At 61.2% G+C, this 19678-nt stretch carries 20 protein-coding genes and 1 pseudogene; 13 read left to right on the forward strand and 8 right to left on the reverse strand.

What is annotated here, in order from left to right:
- Positions 1-18 precede the first annotated feature (18 nt).
- From FIU89_RS17290 to FIU89_RS17335, 12 genes and pseudogenes are all read left to right on the forward strand, one after another.
- The gene (locus FIU89_RS17290; protein ID WP_152493737.1) at positions 19-1302 is read left to right on the forward strand and encodes a TRAP transporter large permease; all 1284 of its coding nucleotides are present in this window, start codon (positions 19-21) and stop codon (positions 1300-1302) included.
- Positions 1303-1921: 619 nt separating this feature from the next.
- Positions 1922-2260 (forward strand): annotated as a pseudogene (locus FIU89_RS17295) (GTP-binding protein); the annotation flags it as partial.
- On the forward strand, positions 2257-2889 hold the full coding sequence (locus FIU89_RS17300) for a DUF1826 domain-containing protein (RefSeq protein ID WP_152493739.1): 633 nt from the start codon (positions 2257-2259) through the stop codon (positions 2887-2889). The pseudogene FIU89_RS17295 and the gene FIU89_RS17300, both read left to right, overlap by 4 nt.
- Entirely contained in the window at positions 2886-3149 is a 264-nt protein-coding gene (locus FIU89_RS17305; RefSeq protein ID WP_152493740.1) for a DUF6525 family protein, read from the forward strand. Before FIU89_RS17300 ends, FIU89_RS17305 begins: the two co-directional genes overlap by 4 nt.
- A 22-nt stretch (positions 3150-3171) precedes the next feature.
- Positions 3172-3300, forward strand: a complete 129-nt coding sequence (locus FIU89_RS22865; RefSeq protein WP_302848997.1) for a hypothetical protein — start codon at positions 3172-3174, stop codon at positions 3298-3300.
- Positions 3301-3373: 73 nt separating this feature from the next.
- The gene (locus FIU89_RS17310) at positions 3374-3991 is read left to right on the forward strand and encodes a DUF2796 domain-containing protein (protein WP_152493741.1); all 618 of its coding nucleotides are present in this window, start codon (positions 3374-3376) and stop codon (positions 3989-3991) included.
- 2 nt (positions 3992-3993) lie between these two features.
- Positions 3994-4683 carry an ABC transporter ATP-binding protein gene (locus FIU89_RS17315; protein ID WP_152493742.1) on the forward strand — a complete coding sequence of 230 codons (690 nt, stop codon included), beginning with the start codon at positions 3994-3996 and terminating at the stop codon, positions 4681-4683.
- The gene (locus FIU89_RS17320) at positions 4680-5930 is read left to right on the forward strand and encodes an ABC transporter permease (protein WP_152493743.1); all 1251 of its coding nucleotides are present in this window, start codon (positions 4680-4682) and stop codon (positions 5928-5930) included. Before FIU89_RS17315 ends, FIU89_RS17320 begins: the two co-directional genes overlap by 4 nt.
- The gene (locus FIU89_RS17325; protein WP_172978154.1) at positions 5927-6439 is read left to right on the forward strand and encodes a DUF3299 domain-containing protein; all 513 of its coding nucleotides are present in this window, start codon (positions 5927-5929) and stop codon (positions 6437-6439) included. Before FIU89_RS17320 ends, FIU89_RS17325 begins: the two co-directional genes overlap by 4 nt.
- 20 nt (positions 6440-6459) lie before the next feature.
- Positions 6460-6936 carry a DUF3299 domain-containing protein gene (locus tag FIU89_RS17330; protein ID WP_254701721.1) on the forward strand — a complete coding sequence of 159 codons (477 nt, stop codon included), beginning with the start codon at positions 6460-6462 and terminating at the stop codon, positions 6934-6936.
- 500 nt (positions 6937-7436) lie between these two features.
- Entirely contained in the window at positions 7437-7595 is a 159-nt protein-coding gene (locus FIU89_RS22355; RefSeq protein WP_172978155.1) for a hypothetical protein, read from the forward strand.
- A complete protein-coding gene (locus FIU89_RS17335) occupies positions 7595-10231 on the forward strand; it encodes a phosphoenolpyruvate carboxylase (protein ID WP_152493745.1) in 2637 nt (878 codons plus the stop codon). The genes FIU89_RS22355 and FIU89_RS17335 overlap by 1 nt, the downstream gene beginning before the upstream one ends.
- A gap of 186 nt (positions 10232-10417) precedes the next feature.
- On the opposite strand, the gene FIU89_RS17340 is transcribed toward FIU89_RS17335, so the two are convergent.
- Positions 10418-11539 (reverse strand): hypothetical protein, encoded by a 1122-nt coding sequence (locus tag FIU89_RS17340; RefSeq protein ID WP_152493746.1) that lies wholly within the window; start codon positions 11537-11539, stop codon positions 10418-10420.
- Between the two features lie 305 nt (positions 11540-11844).
- Between FIU89_RS17340 and FIU89_RS17345 the strand changes: the two genes are divergently transcribed.
- On the forward strand, positions 11845-12477 hold the full coding sequence (locus tag FIU89_RS17345) for a class I SAM-dependent methyltransferase (protein ID WP_172978156.1): 633 nt from the start codon (positions 11845-11847) through the stop codon (positions 12475-12477).
- A 93-nt stretch (positions 12478-12570) separates the two neighbouring features.
- Here FIU89_RS17345 and glf read toward each other — a convergent pair whose 3' ends face one another.
- From glf to FIU89_RS17380, 7 genes are all read right to left on the reverse strand, one after another.
- Entirely contained in the window at positions 12571-13743 is a 1173-nt protein-coding gene (gene glf / locus FIU89_RS17350) for a UDP-galactopyranose mutase (protein WP_152493748.1), read from the reverse strand.
- A 153-nt stretch (positions 13744-13896) separates the two neighbouring features.
- Positions 13897-14385, reverse strand: a complete 489-nt coding sequence (locus tag FIU89_RS17355; protein WP_152493749.1) for a hypothetical protein — start codon at positions 14383-14385, stop codon at positions 13897-13899.
- A 681-nt stretch (positions 14386-15066) separates the two neighbouring features.
- Positions 15067-15486, reverse strand: a complete 420-nt coding sequence (locus FIU89_RS17360; RefSeq protein ID WP_152493750.1) for a heme-binding protein — start codon at positions 15484-15486, stop codon at positions 15067-15069.
- Between the two features lie 59 nt (positions 15487-15545).
- A complete protein-coding gene (locus FIU89_RS17365; protein WP_152493751.1) occupies positions 15546-16826 on the reverse strand; it encodes a TRAP transporter large permease in 1281 nt (426 codons plus the stop codon).
- Positions 16826-17368: a TRAP transporter small permease gene (locus tag FIU89_RS17370; protein ID WP_152493752.1), complete on the reverse strand. Its 543-nt coding sequence runs from the start codon at positions 17366-17368 to the stop codon at positions 16826-16828. The genes FIU89_RS17365 and FIU89_RS17370 overlap by 1 nt, the downstream gene beginning before the upstream one ends.
- A 107-nt stretch (positions 17369-17475) precedes the next feature.
- Positions 17476-18456 (reverse strand): TRAP transporter substrate-binding protein, encoded by a 981-nt coding sequence (locus FIU89_RS17375; RefSeq protein ID WP_152493753.1) that lies wholly within the window; start codon positions 18454-18456, stop codon positions 17476-17478.
- 33 nt (positions 18457-18489) lie between these two features.
- Positions 18490-19677 (reverse strand): alanine--glyoxylate aminotransferase family protein, encoded by a 1188-nt coding sequence (locus tag FIU89_RS17380; protein WP_152493754.1) that lies wholly within the window; start codon positions 19675-19677, stop codon positions 18490-18492.
- Position 19678 lies beyond the last annotated feature (1 nt).

Genomic DNA, 19678 nt, shown 5'->3' on the forward strand with positions numbered 1-19678 from the left:
AATCACGGACAATACCCAATGGACGCCCTCATCGCTCTGCCCTTGCTCATCCTGCTGATGGGCGTCGGACTTCCCGTCGCATGGTCCTTCGCCGGTGTTCTCGCCTATCTCACCTGGGTCTATGACGTGAACCTCAATACCCTGATGCTACAGGGCTTTCGATCGCTGAACTCTGTCGTGCTCGTGGCGCTGCCGCTCTTCATCCTGACGGGCTACCTGATGCAGTCGGGCGGCATCGCCCGCCGCATCATCGCCTTCGTAAGCCGCCTTGCGACGGGCCGAGGCGGCATGGGCACGGCCATGGTCCTCTCCTCCAGCATCTTCGGCGCCATTTCCGGCACCGCCACCGCGGCCATCGCCTCGATCGGCTCGATCATGACAGAGCCGTTGGTGCAACGGGGCTACCCGCGCGGGCGCATCGCAGCGCTGCTCGGGATCTCCTCCCTGCTGGGCATCCTGATCCCACCCTCGATCACCATGATCCTCTTCGCGGTCGTCACCCGCCAATCCGTCGCCGCCTGTTTCGCGGCCACGATCGGCCCCGCGATCATCCTCATCATCGGTCTCATTCTCTACAACCGCTTCCTCGTCGGCCGCGCCTTCGACGAAATCGAACTGGAGGCGGAGGACACCCAAAGCTTCGGCCACGTCACTCTCAATGCGCTGCCTGCCCTGTCGCTTCCGATCATCATCCTGGGCGGTATCTATGGCGGTATCTTCACACCGACCGAGGCCGCCGCCGTGGCGGCAGTCGCGGCTCTCATCGTGGGCGGACTCATCTATCGCGAATTCACCTGGGGCAGCCTCGGGCGCAGTGTTCTCGGCGCTGCCGAAACGACGGGCACGATCATCCTCATCCTGCTCTTTTCCTTCATGATCTCGCGCATCATGGCGTTCGAGCGTGTTCCTCAGGACCTGACCGAAGCGATCCAGTCGGTCGTGACCACCCCGGTGGGCGCGCTTCTGGTGGTGAACCTCGTCCTGATCGTCGCGGGCGCGCTGATGGACGACGTCTCGGTCACCGTGGTCATCGCACCGCTCTTCCTGCCGCTGATGGTCGCCAACGATATCGACCCGGTGCATTTCGCGGCGATCGTCGCCTGTTCGGTGGTGATCGGCGCCAACAGCCCGCCTGTCGCGCCCACGCTTTTCCTGTCCTGCAAGATATGCCGTGTGCCCATCTTGCAAGCCGTGATGCCAGCGCTCGGACTGATGGGATTCGTGGCCTTCCCGGTACTTATGCTGACCACTTTCTGGCCAGACCTTTCGCTTACGATACCGCGCTTGTTCGGCCTGATGTGAGGCTCCATAGCCAAGTCAGGTTCAGTGGGTTCGTTGCGTTAGCGCCAGACGGCCGCTTTTATTGTCAGCTTTGAGCGCTTGACGGGTCCAGCCGGTCGACGCCTTAAGGGCGCCGAACCGATGGGCGTTCTCGCGAGCCGAGGCTGACCTCCAGGAAGCTCTGCTGATCTCCGCTTCAAGCTCGGCTGAACATTGACGAAAAAGATCGTGAGCGGGCGCTTTCGAGGCAGTTCAGGCGTAGGTCGGTCGTTCGCTGCAGACTTGTGGAATAGCGACCACCGGCTGTGAATGGCAGGTCCGCCATGAGTGAAATTGGTCTGCATGAGCATTCTGCCACTTGTGTTTCTCAAAACCCTATAAGATAACGCTGTTATGTTATTTAGTATCACTGATCATGTTATCCAGGGAAAGCGACGGCAGTGCGACCCGCGCTGAAGATTGAGACCAACTGAAGGATGTTCGGAAAGAGACAATCCCGGAACCGCCGTGAACACACTGACGCGGCTCGAATTTTCCGGGGCGATGCCCATGCCGCCGAGGGCGTTCCCGTTCGGGTTAAAAGAACCCGATCCAAGTCGGACTGCAGATCCGGTGCCAAACAGGAGCCTACATGCAAACCGTTCTACACTCCCGCCGGCATTTCTGGATCGCCACGTGGCCCGACTGGGTGGCGGAGTATTCGCTGTCATCGGTCACACCCTTGGGCCAATGGTGGGCCACGGTGCCGAAAGAACGGCACCCCGACCACGCCGCCGCGCAGGACTACCTGAGGGCGCATTGGCAAGAACCCTGGGGCGACCGCCGGCAGGAAATCGTGTTCATCGGGGCAGGTATCGACTGGCCCACACTGAAGGCGCGGCTGGACGCGGCGCTGGTGCCCGAAAGCGTGGCACCGGGACCGGACCAACTGCCCGACCTACCCGACCCGTTCCCCGCCTGGCGGAGGGCCGCGGCATGACCCTGCACCCGATTGTTCCAAAAGGCGCCGGGTCGGGCGTACTGAGCGTCAATGGCCCCGAGGACATGGGCGCGATCCGGCTGCCGGGCGTGGGGGGCGTGATCTGCCAGCGCAGGCTTCTCGAAACCGTGCTGCATTGGCTGGAAACGCTACCACCCGAGGTACTGCCCTCGACCCGGGTCATCGTGCGACCCGCCGAGATTGCCTCGGCCGTCAGCTTGGCCTGCGACGAGGCGAGCATGCCCGACACACCGGAGCGCCGGATCCTCATCGACGATATCGCGGGGCTGGCGACCACGTTTGGTGAGATGACACGTACGCGGTGGCTGCGCCTGCGGTTGGACGCGGTGACGACGAATGCCTGCCGCCGGTTCCACATCGACAGGGTCACGGCCCGGCTCGTGTGCACCTATCGCGGCACGGGCACGCAATACGGTGTGGCGCGTGACGATGTGCCGGCCACCATCCATACGGTGCCGACCGGATCGCCCTTCGTCATGCGCGGCACGCTCTGGCCGGCGCAACCCGATCCTCACCTGCTGCACCGATCGCCACCTATCGAGGGCACGGGCGAAACTCGCCTGATGCTGGCGCTGGACCCGGTCACCGATCCGGACGACGAGTCATGAGCCGCAACATCGCCACCAGCCTGCGCCGCCGCCGGCGCAGCGACCCGATGCGCGATTTCGACGCCCTGCCACAGCCATTGCGCAACTGGATGCACCAGGCGGCGCTGGCGTGGTCGCCCGCCTCGTGCCGCCGCATCTGGCAAAAGGCACGGGCCGAGGGCGAAGCGCCCGACGCCATCCTGGCCCGGCTCGACCGGGCAGAGCGGATCACGCTTGCCCGCGACAGGCTGACCTGTCGGACCGGCAACCCAGAGACATGACGAGAGGAGAGGACCGAACCACATGAAATGCAACTCCTCCCTGATCCCGGCTGAAAAGTTGGCCGCGCCCGCGCTGGCTGGTGACGCGCTTGATGCCGTCGCCCAGGTCGAGACGCAATTACTGAAAGTTTCCAGAGCCACACGGATTTGAGCGCTCGTACCGTGTTGGCGCCGTTGCATTGGCACGCATCTGACTTCATCAATGAACCCTGAAAGGACCTGTCATGAAACCGATCTATCTGGCCCTGGCCACCACGACCCTCGCCGCATCCGCAATCGCGCAGGACACGCGCGAGCTGGACGCGCATGTGCACGGCGTCTCGACAGTCGAGATCGCGATCGAACACGGTGCGATTGAGATCAACCTCCTGTCGCCGGGCATGGACATCGTCGGCTTCGAGCACGAAGCGACCTCTGCCGAGGACAGGGAGGCCGTGGCCGCCGCGATCCGTCAATTCCTGACCCCGGAAGAGATCGTGGCCCTACCCGATGCCGCAGGCTGTCAGCTGAACGCGGTGCTGGCCCATTTGCACACCGGCGATCACGAGCACGACGAAACCGATGAGCACATGGAAGGAGACCATGATCATGACCACGATCACGATCAAGCGGAGGCCGACGCGCACGAACATGAACACGGTGATGAGGCCGAGGCCAAGCATAGCGAATTCCACGTCACCTACGGCTTTGCCTGCGAGGATGAGGACGCGCTGACCTCCATCGCTTTCCCGTTCTTCGAGCGCTTCCCCAATGCCGGGGAAATCGAGGTTCAATACGTGACCGAGGCCGGTGCGGGCACGGCGGAACTGACGCCAGACGCCGCCGAAGTCGCTTTCGAGTAGCGATGGCGGACCCGGCCCTGACTCTGCAAGACGTGCGGTTCCGCTGGCCGGGGCGGACGTCTTTCGGGATGTCGGTGCCGGAGTTCCGGCTGGACCGGGGCGAAAGCGTTCTGCTTCTGGGTGAAAGCGGGTCGGGCAAGTCCACGCTCTTGTCGCTCGTCTGCGGGATCGTCACCGCCGATGCCGGTCGGGTGGATCTGGCCGGCACCGATCTTGCCACCATGCAGGCTGGTGCGCGCGACAGGTTCCGGGCCGAGCGGATCGGCGTCATTTTCCAGCAATTCAACCTGCTGCCCTATGCCAGCGTGTCGGACAACATACTGCTGCCTTTGAAGTTCGCGCCGGAACGGCGCAAGCGTGCCGGCCCAGACGATGCAGCAAGGTTGTGCACCGCATTGGGCCTGCCCGGCGACATCATTCAGGCCAAGGCCGGGCGCCTTTCGGTCGGCCAGCAGCAGCGCGTCGCCGTCGCCCGCGCCCTGATCGGCCAGCCGCCCCTGATCGTCGCGGACGAGCCGACTTCGGCGCTCGATGCCGCGACGCAGGATGCGTTTCTGGGCCTTTTGTTCGGCCAGATCGCGGCTGCGGGTTCGTCTCTATTGATGGTCAGCCATGACGAAAGGCTGGGCGCGCGGTTCGACCGGGTGGTGCACCTCACTGACATCGCTTGCGTCGAAAGGCAGGCCGCATGATCCTGCGCCTTGCCTTCGGCTCTCTCATGGCGCGCGCCCTGACCGTCAGCATGACGGTGCTGGCCATCGCGCTGTCGGTCGCGCTGTTTCTCGGGGTCGAGAAGGTGCGCACCGGCGCCAAGGCCAGTTTCGCCGACACTATTTCGGGCACCGACCTGATTGTCGGGGCGCGCTCGGGATCAGTTCAGCTGTTGCTTTATTCCGTATTCCGGATCGGCAACGCCACCAATAACGTGACCTGGGAAAGCTACCGCGATATCGCCGACCGGCCCGAGGTGGACTGGATCGTGCCCATATCGCTGGGCGACAGCCACCGACAGTTCCGGGTGATGGGCACCACGCAGGCGTTCTTTGAGCACTACAAGTATCGCGGCGGTCGGTCTTTGGAGATCGGCAATGGCCACGGGCTGGAAGATCTTTACGACGCGGTCATTGGTGCCGAGGTCGCGGCAACGTTGGGCTATGCGGTCGGCGACCCGATCGTCGTGTCACACGGGCTTGCGTCCTTTACCCATCACGACGATCAGCCCTTTCGCGTGGCGGGCATCATCGACCGCACCGGCACCCCGGTAGACCGTACCGTCATCGTCAGCCTGGAGGCGATTGAGGCGATCCATGTCGATTGGCAGTCCGGCGCGCAATTTCCCGGCCAAAGCACGCCCGTCGAGCAGATACGTAAGATGGACCTGTCGCCTTCGGCGGTGACGGCCGCGCTGGTCGGGGTCAAGTCAAGGCTTCAGATCTTCGGCCTGCAACGCTGGATCAACACTTACCCCGAAGAGCCGCTGCTGGCGGTCCTGCCCGGTGTCGCCTTGCAGGAGTTGTGGCAGATCGTCGGCGTGGCCGAAACCGCGCTGATCGGCGTGTCGGCAATGGTTGTGGTGACGGCCCTCTTGGGCATGATGGCAATGATCTTTTCCTCGCTCAACGAACGCCGGCGGGAAATGGCGATCTGGCGGGCCATGGGCGCGCGCCCGTCGACCATCCTCGGCCTGCTCGTGCTGGAAGCGGCGCTGATGGCCGCCTTGGGCGCCCTCCTCGGCCTCGCGCTGCTTTACGGCGGGCTGGCGCTGACGCAGCCGGTGGTGGACAGCGCCTTCGGCCTCTGGCTACCGATCGCGCCGCCGAATGGGCGGGAACTGGCCACTCTCGCAGGTGTGATCGTCGCGGCGGCGCTTGTCAGCCTGTTTCCGGCCCTCAGGGCCTACCGCCTGTCGCTGTCTGATGGCATGATGGTCAGGATATGACACGCACGCATCCCTCTCGCCGGGCCGTCCTGGCCATGCTTGCAGCAACCCTGCTTCCGGGCCGGGCGATGGCCAGCCAGTACCGTGTGATTGAATGGCCGGACCTGATCCCCAAGGGCGTGCCCTATGGCGAGATCATCGGCCCCGGCAAGATCGACGAGGCCAATGACACCTGGGTGCCGGAATACGACCGCAACGCGTGGCGGATGAACACGCGCCTCAACGGCAAGCCGATCAAGCTGCCCGGCTATATCATCCCGTTCGATGTCAATTCCCAAGGCGTAACGAGCTTCATGCTGGTGCCCTACGTGGGCGCCTGCATCCACACGCCCCCACCGCCACCCAACCAGCTTGTCTTCGTCACCACGAAAACCCCCTGGCCCAGCGACTCCCTATGGGATCCGGTCTGGGTCTCGGGGCGGCTCTCGGCCAAGTCCATGAAGACCCAGATCGCGGATGTCGGATACCGGATGACCGCCGAGCGGATCGAGGTCTACGAATGGCAGTGAAAGGCCTGACCCGTCGGTCCATGCTTCTATTCCTCGCCGCATCGGGGTTTGCCGGGCAGGCGCTGGCCGACACGGTGGTCGCGTTGGAATGGCGCGACCTTCTGCCAGAGGACGACACGTCTCTGCCCGGCAACCTGCAAGGTATCCTGCCGCATGACGAAAGCAGCATGGCAGCCCGTCAGCCGCCATCCACAGGCATCCGCACCGACTGGACCGGCAAGATCGTCCAGATCTCGGGCTTTATCGTGCCGCTCGACCACGAGGGTACCGGCATCACCGCGTTCATCCTGGTGCCTTACATCGGCGCCTGCGTCCACGTGCCCCCGCCCCCGGCGAACCAGCTGGTCTTCGTGACCACCGGCACGCCCTTCGAAAGCTCCGGCATGTTCGAGCCCGTGACGGTCACCGGCATGTTCGGCACGGCGTCGCGGTCCACCCAACTGGCCGAGATCGGCTATGCCCTTTCGGCGGACGATATCCAGAGCTTCAGGCGTTGAATGAGCCGGTGGGACAAACAAACGAATAGACTTGTTCTCCAGAATTGCCCGATTGCCGAGGTACGTCGCGTCAAACCAAAAGAACGATACGTCAAAACCGAAATTTCAGCTCCAACCTGAGCAGGTACTCGTTCTGCACGACCTGAAGGGCTGTCTTGGCCCGTAATCACACGTCCGCAATTGATCCGAGCAAGGCCTACTCTGCGGAACGAAGCACCTTTTCCCCGCAACTGCACAAGGTCTGCCGCCGAGCGCAATCTGAAGCTGTCTAGGTGCGGTCAGACCCCATTGAGCCGAGCCTGCAAGCAATGGTCTTTCAACCTGTCGCTTGAAGCCTTCGCTCCAGTGTTCCGATTGAACACCGCTTCAAACTCAAGTGTAGGTAGTCATGCGCCGACGTGTCATGTCATTCTGGCTCGGCACGTTGTCCCTGGAGATGCGTGGATTCCTGTCGAATTCTGACGGATTCCTAAAGGCGGCTTTCGGACAAGGATGGTAGCGTGACGGAAACGACACCGGGCGAGAACTGGGCGGCGCTGTATGATGCACGCCGGCGCCGCAACAAGAGGAATGTCATGGTCGATAATCTTGATCACCGGGCGAACTGCGGCGACAGAACTGTTTGTGCGACAGGTTCGCCGAGCGCGGGCAGCGTCTGATGCCGTCTGTCCTGCTGAATGCCGCCTGCGACGGCACCCAAGACGGCGAGGCTTATGCGGTCGACCTGCGCCGGGCACTTTTCGAGCTGTGGAGCAATGTCCTTGAACGACGTGCACCGCACGTGTCCGAATGGGCGCGGAACGACAGCGAGGGGGCGATCCCCACCGGGGCCGCTGCCGTGCCTTATCTTCAGGCCCTGAATATCTGGTTCCAACTTTTGCGTATCGTCGAGGAAAATGCGGCGATCCGCGACCGGCGCCAAACCGAAACGCAAACCGGGGCCGAAACCGTGCCGAGCAGTTTCGCGCAGGCCCTCGACCGCCATGATCTGACCCCGGAACGCCTCGCAGAGATCTCGGCCAGCCTTTCCGTCGGACCGACCCTGACCGCGCATCCGACCGAAGCCAAGCGGGTGACGATCCTGGAAATCCACCGCAGGATCTATCGCAGCCTCGTTGCGCTGGAAGCGCAACGGTGGACCACCCGCGAACGCACAGGCATTCTGGCCGATATCGAAGGCGAGATCGACCTTCTATGGATGACGGGCGAACTGCGGCTGGAACGTCCCGGCCTGAGCGACGAGATCGAATGGGGGCTGCAGTTCTTCCGTGACGGAATCTTCGACGCCGTGCCGCAGGTGTTCGAACAGTTCGAGCAGGCGGCAGCGAACCGCTTCGGGACCTTCGACATGGTTTCGCCTTGCATCCGCTTCCACTCCTGGATCGGAGGCGATCGTGACGGCAATCCGAACGTGACCACCGACAGTACCGCCCATGCTCTCAAACGGGCGCGCGATACGGCGATGGACATGTACCGAGAGCATCTGCGCATCGCCGCCGAGCGTCTGAGCATTAGCAACCGGATCGTCCCGTTGAATTCGGAAATGCAGGCAGAGCTAGAGCGCCTCGCCTCGGTTTCACCCTACCGTGACCGCAACCCCAACGAGCTTTTTCGACAGGCGACTTCCGCGATCCTGCACCGGCTTGAAACCTATCGCCATGTCAGCCATTTCATCACCGACCTCGAAATCATCGAGACCGCGCTCGCCTCGGTCGACGCCCGGCATCTGGCGCAGCGTTATATCCGCCCGGTGCGCTGGCGGGCACAGGTTTTCGGGTTCAGCATCTATACGCTCGACATCCGACAGAACTCGACCGTAACAACAGAAACGATCGCGGAGATTTGGCGCCAGCGGGACGATGGCAACGTGCCGGAGTATGGCGATCCGGCGTGGTCGAAACGGCTTCGGTCGGAACTGTCTGAGCCGCAGCTGCCTGCGCCTGACGGCAACGCGCTGTCCGATCAGGCAAACGAGTTGATCGACCTGCTGACCTTGATGTCGAAACGCCGCTACGGGCCGGACCCGGCCGCGTTAGGCCCCTTCATCCTGTCCATGACGCGCTCGTCCGACGACCTGTTGGGGGTCTTCCTGCTGGCCCGGTACGCAGGGTTCGGCGCCGAAACACTGGAAATCAAGGTCGTGCCGCTGTTCGAGACCATCGAGGATTTGCGCGCCGCCCCCGATATCCTTCTTGGCCTGCTCGATGTTCCGCTGGCGAAGCGCAGCCTGACGCGGGACGGTTCGGCTATCGAAGTCATGCTGGGCTACTCGGACAGCAACAAGGATGGCGGCTTTGTCTGCTCGACCTGCGAGCTTGACCAGGCACAGCGCAGGATCACGCGCGTTCTGAAATCGAAAGGTCTGACCCCGGTCTTCTTTCACGGCCGCGGCGGTTCGGTCAGTCGTGGCGGCGCGCCGATGGATCGCGCCATCGCGGCGCAACCGACCAACACCGTTTCGGGACGGATGCGGCTGACGGAACAGGGCGAGGTGGTGTCGGCCAACTACGCCAACCGCGGTACCGCCGCCGCGCACCTTGAGCTTTTGGCGTCCAGCGTTCTGAAGCATTCGGCGGATGCGGACGACCCACCCCGCGCGCCGGAATTCAACGAGGCGCTGGAGGCGCTGTCAGGCTTGTCCCAAACCGCCTATTCCACGCTGCTGCACATGCCCGGCTTCATCGACTATTTCCAGCAGGCCAGCCCGGTCGAGGAACTGGCAATGCTCAAGATCGGCTCGCGTCCCGCGCGCCGGTTCGGTGCCGCGTCGCTGGCTGACCTGAGGGCGATACCGTGGGTCTTTGCATGGTCGCAGAACCGCCACCTGATCACCGGCTGGTATGGGTTCGGTTCGGCCATCGAAGCGTTCCGGAAGTTTCAGGGCACCCGTGGCGAAGACACGCTTCTGGCGATGTTCGAGCGTACCAAGCTCTTTCGCCTGATTGCCGACGAGGTCGAGAAGTCCTTGTTCCAGGCCGATCTGGACATTGCGGAGGAATACGCGTCGCTGGTCACGGATGACGATATTCGGCGGCGCGTGACTGATGCGATCGCCAAGGAATACGCGCTCGCATGCAGCGGTATCGCTTTCCTGACCGGGAGTGAGAAGATTGCCGAAAGGTTTCCGCGTATGCGCGCGCGTTTCGACAGGATTCGCCCCGGGCTGGACCGGGTCAATACCCTGCAGGTCGCATTGCTACGCGAGGTGCGGTCCCGTGAAGAGCCGAACCGTGTTTCCATCCCGCTCCTGCAATCGATGAATTCGATTTCATCGGGCCTTGGATGGACCGGATAGCTCAGGACAGGGCAAAAGGCTGCAGATCATTGCGCCACGAACCCTTGGCGGAAACAAGTTCGTATCACTCATCTGCTGGTTTCCGAAACCGGACATGCGTGTAAGTTCCAGCATCTGTCGATATCGCCTCGGCGCGGCCGTTTGCCGCAATATGACCGGATGGCTGCTTTGCGGCAAAAGGGCCGGTCAGGTCGAGCTGCTCACGCCTTCGAACACGTCCCGAAGAGACGAGGCGTCCTGCGCCTCCTCGAAATTCTCTTCGTCCTCGAAACCACGTGCGTAATCCCAACTCGTTGTGATTTGACGACAATGAAGATAGTAGAAGTGATGCTCGAAGTTTCTTTGTGCACCGGATATTCCGTGGACGCGCCAGTACCTGCCGGCCAAAGGCCCTTGCGGGTCCAGGCACCATTTGGGCTGCATCCGCGCATCCGCACCCCGTCGCTGAAGAACGTGGTCGGCATGCGTGACCTTTGCCGAGCCTTCCGGTTTGCGTGCATAACGCCAGCGTCCGCGAATGGACATGTAGCCGTCCGCCGTGGACTTGACTGCGGAAAAAACCGTCTCGTCATCGCGGCCCAGCACCAGTTCGTCGATATCAACCGACAAAACAGCATTCGCCTCGGCCAGATATTTCCTGTGCGCGACATGCAGCATCGACAGGTGAAGAAACTTCGAGCCGATCTCGACCCGCGTCGTTGCGCGTGGTCCGAATGGGAAAGGCGCCGAAATCACCTCGGCGGCTTCGATCGCCTTCACATTGGCGATTGTCTGCCTGATATCCTCGGGCGAATAGGCATCGCTTCCATTGTCAATCAGCACGACAGCGTTTGCCCCATGCCGTCGTGAATAGAAAGTCAGCCAGTCCTCGATCCACTGAAGGTCGTTGTTTTTGGATATTGCGACGAGGGCGTTCTTTCCCCGGAATTTTTCGAGGTTGGAGCGATTGATTTCCACGACCTCTTCGAATTGCGGGGTCCGGGGCTGAAACAGGCGCAGATGCTTGGGATCCGGATGCGGCGATGAAAAGGTCACCTCATTCGTGCGAGGCCCCAGCTTGACGATGTTCCGCTCCTGAACTTCGACGCCATCGACCTCGAGGATCGCGTTCTTGAAATAGTTCTTAAGGTTCCTCAGATCCGGACCGATCATGCGGACCAGATTGTTCGATCCGTCATAGAAGACATCGTAAAACAAGGTTTGACTGTCGTAAGAGGCGACGAATGCTTCATCGTCCTGTTTCTCGACGGGGACCGCCCGCAGGAACTTGTGTCCTTCGGGAAGTACGATACTGCTGAGTTCGCCCATTGCGTTGTTTGCTCGTGGTCTGTCATTAAGGTGCCAGGTTCTCGCTAGTTTATGCATGTCGGCAATTGCCTCAACAGAAAGAAGATTTCGGAGGCGAAAAGAACGACATCTGTTGTTCAACTATCGCAGGAGCGTGACGGGGCGCTATTGCCCGAATGTCGATGGTCGAACATGTCGACACTCAGCGCACAGATTTTTCTTTGGACAGGCCCGGACAGGGGGTATCAAATCGCCAGACAGGCAACAGCGTCTACCGTCGCGACGGTAGGATGATACCCCAAGTAACGGAAAGAGAAATCGAGCCAATGCCAAGTGACAAACCGATACAGATCGTAAAGGACCGGGCCAACGAACGCTCGGCGGATTTCATCGAAGCCAACATCGCCAACGCGCTTCTGTTCGGCAGGAAGTCGCATCTTCTCGATTATGTGGCCACCTTGATTAAGGATGAGGGGCTGATGATCGAGTGCGGCGTCTTCACTGGCGGCTCAATCAACCATATGGCGGGCCTGCATCCCGATCGAACACTCTTCGGCTTCGACAGTTTCGAGGGCTTGTCCGAGAACTGGACAGGCAACCATCACAAGAGCGGGCATTTTGATCTCGGCGGGCAACTTCCGAAGGTCGAGCCCAATGTTGAACTCGTCAAGGGCTGGATCGACGACACATTCCAGCCTTTCCTCAAGAAGAACCCGGGCGACATCGCCTATCTTCATGTCGATACCGACACATATCAACCGGCGAAGACCATTCTGCAACTGGCGAAACCGCGGCTGCGCGTCGGCTCTGTCATCCTGTTCGACGAATTGTTCGGGTACCCCGCGTGGGAGCATCATGAATACAAGGCGCTCACCGAAACCATTCCCGAGGACAAATATGAATTCGTCGCGTTTTCACAGATGCAGGCTGCACTGCGAATTACCAAAGCCCTGAAATAGGTCGGGTGCCGGTTCCACGGTCGTGCGATCGTGACGTATCGAAAGGCGGCTCGGCCCTGAGGCGGGGCAAGCCGGGCCTTCCGCGTGAGCCTCTCAGGGAGAAACCAGTAGCGCCGGCAAACGCTCGCCCTTCGCTTCGGCGGCAAGAAAGACGCGGGAGGCATCGAGCGCCTCGCGGATGCAGACATCCATGTCGAGATAGCGGTAGGTTGCAAGCCGACCGAGGAAGGTTACGCCTTGCGTTTCCTGCGCGGCCTTTACGTAGAGCGCGAGTTGTTCCTTTTCGTTCGTCAGGCGGATCGGGTAGTAGGGGATATCGTCTGGCCCTGCCTCGCGCGAGTATTCGCGGGTGATGATCGTGCTGTCGTGGCTTTCCCAAGGTGCGAAATGCTTGTGCTCGGTGATGCGGGTATAGGGCACATCCGGTTCGCCGTAGTTCATGACCGGACAGCCCTGGAAATCGCCGCTGCTGCGCTCGTGACGGAAATCGAGCGTGCGGTAGCCCAGATGCCCGTGGACGTGGTCGAAATAGGCGTCAAGCGGCCCGGACCAGAAGAGATGCACGCCGTCCGGCACCTCTGCGGGATCGAGCGCTGTCGAGATGTGCACCGTGATCGAAGGATGGTCGAGCATGGCCTCGACCATTGGCGTGTAGCCGTCGCTCGGAAGCGCCTGGTGGGCATGGGCAAAGTAGCTCCCCTCGTAGGAGAAGCGGACCGGCAGGCGCTTGAGGATCGACGCGGGAAGTTCGGTCGGGGACCGGCCCCACTGTTTTTCGGTGTAACCCTTGAAGAACGCCTCGTACAGGTCGCGGCCGATCATCGAAAGCGCCTGTTCCTCGAAATTTTCAGGGTGCGCGATGTCTTCGGCGATGTCGGCAAGGAAATCCCTCGCCTCGGCCGGTCCCATGGCGCGGCCGTAGAACTGGTTGATCGTGGCAAGGCTGATGGGCAGCGGGAAGACACGCCCGCCAACGGTCGTCCAGACCTTGTGGTCGTAAGGCACGAAGGTGGTGAAGCGGTTGACGTAGTCCCACACCTCGTCATCCCCGGTGTGAAAGATGTGCGGCCCGTAGCGGTGCAATATGATGCCGGTTTCCGGGTCGCGTTCGGTGTAGCAGTTGCCGGCAATGTGGTCTCGCGCCTCGAAGACCTGAACGTGATACCCGGCCTCCGCCAACTCGCGTGCCACGACCGCCGCGGACAGCCCCGCGCCTGCGATCCACACGTCTCTCCGGTTTCCTTCGCCGCCCGTTTTCTTTTGCATATCCATCACCTGTATGGGGTCGAATGCTCCGGTCCCTGACCGTCTGAGCAACGACCTCGAGACCCTTCATCTTCGATTTTTTGGCTCAGTTAGAGTGTCTGTAACATTCAATCATTCAGCCACCGATTTGGGAATCCCCAAACTCTGACGACCCTAGCTGAATTCATTCACCTTGGAGATTAGCCGTCCATACGTATCTTTCTTGGCCTCACCTGGACATAGCTTCAGGCTACCATGGCTGTGCTCGTTCGAGACCAACAAGGACACAGCCGGGTTGCGCTTCGACAATTCCACGATCGAATGCATCGGAACACGGTCATCTTCGGGGCCGTGTACCGCGAATACCGGCGTATGTACGGTGTCGGCAAGGCTTGGAAAGGCGAAGCCGCCCGAGTAGCAAATTGCTCCACCGACCTCGGGTACAGACAGCCCGAGATGTGGTGCCAGGTAAAGAACGTTCAACGCCGTGATTGCTCCTGCCGATCCGCCCGCCAAGACAAGCTTACCGCTGAAATTGAACTCGTTTCTGTTGGCTTCCATCCAAACCAGCAGTGCGCACGCGTCTTCCAATGCGGCCAATGCCTCGCTGCGCCGAAAGCGTGCCGGAAATCCTGAAATGGCCAGCGCTTCCAACTCACTCATTCTCGATCTGGTACTTTCCGACAAATCCGATCTCTTGGCACCCAGCCTGTACTCTGGGAACGCCACGGAGATATTTGATTTGGTTAGCCACCGGGCGATCGCGCGGTGGTCACCATGCACAATACGCCCGGTACGGAAACCTCCGGCATGAAAACAAACGACCAAGGGGCTCGGTCCCGGCTCGTTGCCTTGGTAAACATGGACATTCAGAGATTTCGGCACTCCGCGCCTGATTGTATCCCGATAACAGCGGACAAAATCAGGTTGGTACCCGAAATCGGTATATTGAACTTCGTTCTTACTCACGGATTGCTCCAACCCGTGCACCACAGGCCTTCGGCAGATTTTTCGTCATAGGCCCTCTTGGCAGACCTGGTTACTTCGGAGGGAGCGTATCAAGTCTCTGACGGTGTTGGAAGTTCGGTTGCCAAGCGTCAACTCATATGCGGCAGACGAGGCCACAAAACCCGCACTGGTGATCAGGTCGCAGGACCTGGGCAGAGTCTCGATAGACGTACCGCCTCGGGAATAACATTCCAGGCCCGAGACTGGCTGGGGCGATCATCCTCAATCACCTCGGGGCCAGCAGTCAGATATCGGCCATTCCAGCGACAGAAGTTCGTTATCGGAAGACGCGGCTCACGCATGGCGGGCGGTCGTGCAGCGAATATCGCAGGCGCTTCAACCTGTTCCCGCAGTCAGACCATGCGCGCTCAAGGCGGACACGGCGCATGCTTCATCGTTGTCCGAGCTATCACCCGTGATACCGATTGCCCCGATCAGCGTCTCATCGCGGTATATCAAGACACCGCCGGGAACAGGCACCAGCTGGCCCCGGTTCAGTGCGTTCATGGCGTCGATAAAGAACGGTTGTTCCTGTGCCCGGGTATACAGCGCCCGCGACCCCAGGCCCATTGCCACTGCACCTTTTGCCTTGCCCTGTGCAATTTCCGGTCGCAGGTTGCTCGTGCCATCCTCGCGCTGAAGCGCAACAAGATGCCCTCCGGCATCAATCACCGCAATCGTGAGGGGTTTCATGTCATGCGCATGCCGATACTCCAGGGCAGAAGCGATCAGTGCATTCGCAAGTTCAAGGTTCATGAAGGCAGCTCCTCGAGGTCGGGCCGGCACGCCTGTGCAAGCCGGCCCGACAATCAGCTTTAATTATAGAAATAATCCACCAGGAATAGTGGGATGGACGGGATGTACGTGCACATCAGGAGCACGGTCAACAGAACCGCGACAAAGTAGATGTTGACCTTGCTCACTTCCCAGATGTTCGCCCGCGCCACCGCACATGCCGTGATCAGAACACTGGCCACGGGCGGCGTTTGTTGCCCGATGGCAAGGTTCAGCGTGACAACAAGCCCAAAGTGGATCGGGTTGATGTCAACAGCCTCGATCAACGGGATGACAATCGGCACGACGAGGATGATGGCCGCAGCCGAATGCAGGAAAAACCCGATGATCAGGAAGAAGAAGTTCAGGATCAGCAGGATCAACCACTTGTTTTCCGTGAGGCTCAAGATCCCCGCCGCCAGTTCCTGAGGATACTGTGCGCGCGTCAGAAACCCGCCCATCACCACAGATGCCGCCACCAGCAGCATGACCACCGCCGTCTGCATGCCACCGTCGAGCATCGACTGCTGCAGATGTTTGAAATCCACCTGGCGATACCACAGGCTGATCGCGATGGCTGCCAGAACGGCAAGGCCCGCGGCCTCGGTCGCCGTGACGTAGCCGCCAAAGATGCCGCCCAGGATGATGACCGGCAGCGCGAAGGTCGGCAGCGCGTCAACGAACGTCTCCCACACGCGACGGCCCGAAAACGCCTCCTCGCGCGGCAGGTCGTAGCGACGGGCGAAGTAATAGGCGACGCCCATCAGACCCGCCGCGCCCATCACCCCCGGAACCACGCCGGCCACGAACAGCTGCTCGACCGAAACATTGGCCGAGGTCGCGTAAAGGATCATCGGGATCGAGGGCGGAATGATGATCGCAAGAGACGCCGAAGACGACGTCACAGCCGCGGCGAGCGCGCCGGAATACCCACGCTTCTTCATTTGCGGGATCAGCACCGACCCCATCGCCGCCACGTCCGCAACGGCAGAGCCGGATATTTCGGCAAAGAACAGCGACACACCGATATTGACATGCGCCAGCCCGCCCCTGATGAAGCCGATGAGGGCCGCCACGAAATTGATCAGCCGGTCGGTGATACCGCCGGCGTTCATGATTGCGCCGGCAAGCACGAACATCGGGATCGCGATAAGCGAGAACTTGGTCGCGCCGCTATACATGTCCAGCGCGACATTCACGAGCGAGTTGGTGCCTTCGAGCGCCAGCAGCCCTCCGATCGCGGACACGGCCAGCGCAATTGCGATCGGCACGTTCAGACAGATCATCGCGACCATCGCGATGAAGATACCGAGCATCAGCATCAGGCGTTCCCCGCTTTCTTCATTTCGGTTTCGACCTCTTCCTCGATCTCGGCATGTTCGAGCGACACGCCGGCGGCCGTCTTGCGCCAATAATCAGGAAGACTCAGCGCCTGGCATATCAGGAACAGGATCGCACCGACCGGGATCACCGATTGGGTGAAACTGACAGGCACCCATGTGACCGATACAAGCGACATGCCCCCGAGGATCGACATGACCGTGAACCCTGCCCAGGCCAGAAGGATGAAAAAGCCGGCGGTCGTGGCCTCGGCCAACGCCACTGCCCACATGCGCGCGGGCATGGGGATCGCAAGCAGCACAGTATCAAAGCCGATATGGCGACGCCGCAAAGCGGCCAGCGCCGAGCCGTAATAGGTGATCCATGCCAACAGGATGGCGGCGATCTCGTCGTACCAGGCCAAGCTTGACCCCAGAAGACGGTAAATCACCGCGACGACGACGATGGCGGTCAGGATAACCATGAGAAAGACCACGAAGTACTCCAGGGCGACTTCGAAGAATTTACGCAGTGAGTTGAACATGATGGGTCCCTGCCGGGCGGCGTGCCCGGCGATAGTCTTGCGACGTTTGGTGCTCAGGTGCAGCAGTGTTTGCAGGGGGTCGCTGACGGCCCCCTGCGCAGTCGGGATCAGGAACCGGAAGCGAGGCTCTGAATTTTCTCGATCAGCTCCGCACCGCCGTCGACAGTCGTAGCGAACTCTTCATAGATCGGCGCCGAGGCATCGATGAAGGCCTGGTTGTCGGCTTCGTTGACCTCGACCCCGGCCTCGCGGATCACCTCGAGAAGTTCGGTCTCCAGCTTCGCCGCGTGCTCATAGACGAAGTTCTGCGTCTCGGCACCGCACGCTTCAAGCTCGGCACGTACGTCCTCAGGCAGCTTCTGCCACTGGTTTTCGGCCACGAGGACATAGCCCGGCGTGTAGACGTGCCCGGTGATCGAGAGGTACTCCTGCACCTCCTGGAACTTGGCCGATGCGATCTGCGCATAGGGGTTTTCCTGACCGTCGATCACCTTGGTCTGCAACGCGGTGAAAACCTCCGAGAACGCCATCGGCGTCGGGTTCGCACCATACAGCTGGAACATCTTCACACGCCATTCGCCGTTCGGCGTGCGCAGCTTGACGCCCTCCAAGTCCTCGGGCTTGTTGATCGGACGCACATTATTGGTGATGTGGCGGAACCCGTTCTCGAAGTAACCGATGATCCGGTATCCCTCACGCTGCGCCGCCGCTTGGAATACGTCGCCCAACTCGGCCTGGATACGGCGCATGTGATCGCGATCCTTGACTATATAGGGCATCTCGAACACGCCGAATTCCGGCGCGACCGACGACATCACCGAGGAGGGCAGAGAGAAATCCACCTGCCCCAGCTTCAGCTTTTGCAGCAGTTCGCGGTCCTTGCCCAGCTGGCTGGCACCGAAGGTCTGCACCTCGGCCTTGTCGCCCAGCTTGCCATTCGCGCACTCGGCAAAGGCGTCCGCGGAGGCCTCGAAGAGCGATCCGGGGTTGCCGACATGGCCGAAGCGCAGGGTCATGTCCGCCGCACTTGCGGCAAGCGGCATGGCAATCGCCGCCGCACTGGCCAGGATGGTTGCTTTGAAAGTCATAGTTTCTCCTCCCTTATTGCTCCTCCCAGAGCGTTACTCCGCGGCAAACCGCGTATTATCTGACTTTTTCAGATGCTCCATCGCCGCTTGTGCGCCGCCGGACTGGTGCGGGACGCCAGCCTTTTCCAGCCCCATCTCGACACCGGACAGCGTGGCCATCAGCATCAGGTCGTTGAAATCACCCAGGTGCCCGATGCGGAACACCTTGTCGGCCACTTTTGACAGTCCGTTGCCAAGCGAGATGTCATAGTGCTTCAGTGTCGTCGCGCGGAACGCATCGGCCGAATGCCCTTGCGGGACCAGAACCGCGGTCAAAACCCCGGATTCCTGCCCCTGCCTGGCGCAAAGCACTTCCAGCCCCCACGCCCGCACCGCGGCGCGCGTCGCGGCACCATGCCGTGCGTGGCGCTCAAAGACGTTGTCCAGACCTTCCTCATGCAGCATGTCGATCGCTTCGTTCAAACCATACAGCAGGTTCGTTCCGGGCGTGTACGGGAAATACCCCGTGGCGTTTGGCCCGACCATGTCGTGCCAGTCCCAATAGCTGCGCGGCATGGTTACCGACTTGGCATGCTCCAGCGCCCGGTCGCTCACGGCGTTGAAGCTCAGCCCGGGCGGCAGCATCAGCCCCTTCTGAGAGCCCGACACGCACACATCGACACCCCATTCATCGAAACGGAAGTCGACCGAGGCAAGGCCCGAGATCGAATCGACCATAAAGAGTGCCGGATGGCCCGCCGCGTCGATCGCCTTGCGCACCTCCTCGATCGGCGACACAGACCCCGTCGAGGTTTCGTTATGCACGACGCAGACCGCCTTGATCTCGTGGTCCTTGTCCTCGCGCAGACGCGCCTCGATCCGGTCGGGCTCGGCCCCGCCGCGCCAATCACCTTCCAGAAACTCCGGCTCCAGCCCGATCTTGCGCGCCATCTTGCTCCACAGCGTCGCGAAGTGCCCGGTTTCGAACATCAACACCTTGTCGCCCGGCGACAGCGTATTCACCAGCGCCGCCTCCCACGCGCCAGTGCCCGAGGACGGGAAGATGAACACGTTCTGCTCGGTCTTGAAGATGGTCTTCATGCCGTCCAGCGCCTTCTTGCCGACATCGGCAAAATCGGGGCCGCGATGGTCGATGGTCTGCTGCCCGATCGCTTTTAGTATTCGGTCTGGCACGGCACTCGGGCCGGGAATTTGCAGGAAATGTCTGCCAGCTTGGCGCATT

Origin of the sequence: Roseovarius sp. THAF27, from assembly GCF_009363655.1 — a bacterium.
Lineage (GTDB): Bacteria > Pseudomonadota > Alphaproteobacteria > Rhodobacterales > Rhodobacteraceae > Roseovarius.

What these genes read in the sequence shown, in the direction of transcription:
- FIU89_RS17310 (WP_152493741.1), top strand. Translation starts at nt 3,374, where the DNA reads ATGAAACCGATCTATCTGGCCCTGGCCACCACGACCCTCGCCGCATCC.
- FIU89_RS17340 (WP_152493746.1), bottom strand. Translation starts at nt 11,539, where the DNA reads ATGGGCGAACTCAGCAGTATCGTACTTCCCGAAGGACACAAGTTCCTG.
- FIU89_RS17290 (WP_152493737.1), top strand. Translation starts at nt 19, where the DNA reads ATGGACGCCCTCATCGCTCTGCCCTTGCTCATCCTGCTGATGGGCGTC.
- FIU89_RS17355 (WP_152493749.1), bottom strand. Translation starts at nt 14,385, where the DNA reads ATGAGTGAGTTGGAAGCGCTGGCCATTTCAGGATTTCCGGCACGCTTT.
- FIU89_RS17365 (WP_152493751.1), bottom strand. Translation starts at nt 16,826, where the DNA reads ATGCTGATGCTCGGTATCTTCATCGCGATGGTCGCGATGATCTGTCTG.
- FIU89_RS17345 (WP_172978156.1), top strand. Translation starts at nt 11,845, where the DNA reads ATGCCAAGTGACAAACCGATACAGATCGTAAAGGACCGGGCCAACGAA.
- FIU89_RS17335 (WP_152493745.1), top strand. Translation starts at nt 7,595, where the DNA reads ATGCCGTCTGTCCTGCTGAATGCCGCCTGCGACGGCACCCAAGACGGC.
- FIU89_RS17380 (WP_152493754.1), bottom strand. Translation starts at nt 19,677, where the DNA reads ATGCGCCAAGCTGGCAGACATTTCCTGCAAATTCCCGGCCCGAGTGCC.
- FIU89_RS17360 (WP_152493750.1), bottom strand. Translation starts at nt 15,486, where the DNA reads ATGAACCTTGAACTTGCGAATGCACTGATCGCTTCTGCCCTGGAGTAT.
- FIU89_RS17325 (WP_172978154.1), top strand. Translation starts at nt 5,927, where the DNA reads ATGACACGCACGCATCCCTCTCGCCGGGCCGTCCTGGCCATGCTTGCA.
- FIU89_RS17305 (WP_152493740.1), top strand. Translation starts at nt 2,886, where the DNA reads ATGAGCCGCAACATCGCCACCAGCCTGCGCCGCCGCCGGCGCAGCGAC.
- FIU89_RS17330 (WP_254701721.1), top strand. Translation starts at nt 6,460, where the DNA reads ATGCTTCTATTCCTCGCCGCATCGGGGTTTGCCGGGCAGGCGCTGGCC.
- FIU89_RS17315 (WP_152493742.1), top strand. Translation starts at nt 3,994, where the DNA reads ATGGCGGACCCGGCCCTGACTCTGCAAGACGTGCGGTTCCGCTGGCCG.
- FIU89_RS17300 (WP_152493739.1), top strand. Translation starts at nt 2,257, where the DNA reads ATGACCCTGCACCCGATTGTTCCAAAAGGCGCCGGGTCGGGCGTACTG.
- FIU89_RS17375 (WP_152493753.1), bottom strand. Translation starts at nt 18,456, where the DNA reads ATGACTTTCAAAGCAACCATCCTGGCCAGTGCGGCGGCGATTGCCATG.
- FIU89_RS17320 (WP_152493743.1), top strand. Translation starts at nt 4,680, where the DNA reads ATGATCCTGCGCCTTGCCTTCGGCTCTCTCATGGCGCGCGCCCTGACC.
- FIU89_RS22865 (WP_302848997.1), top strand. Translation starts at nt 3,172, where the DNA reads ATGAAATGCAACTCCTCCCTGATCCCGGCTGAAAAGTTGGCCGCGCCC.
- FIU89_RS17370 (WP_152493752.1), bottom strand. Translation starts at nt 17,368, where the DNA reads ATGTTCAACTCACTGCGTAAATTCTTCGAAGTCGCCCTGGAGTACTTC.
- glf (WP_152493748.1), bottom strand. Translation starts at nt 13,743, where the DNA reads ATGCAAAAGAAAACGGGCGGCGAAGGAAACCGGAGAGACGTGTGGATC.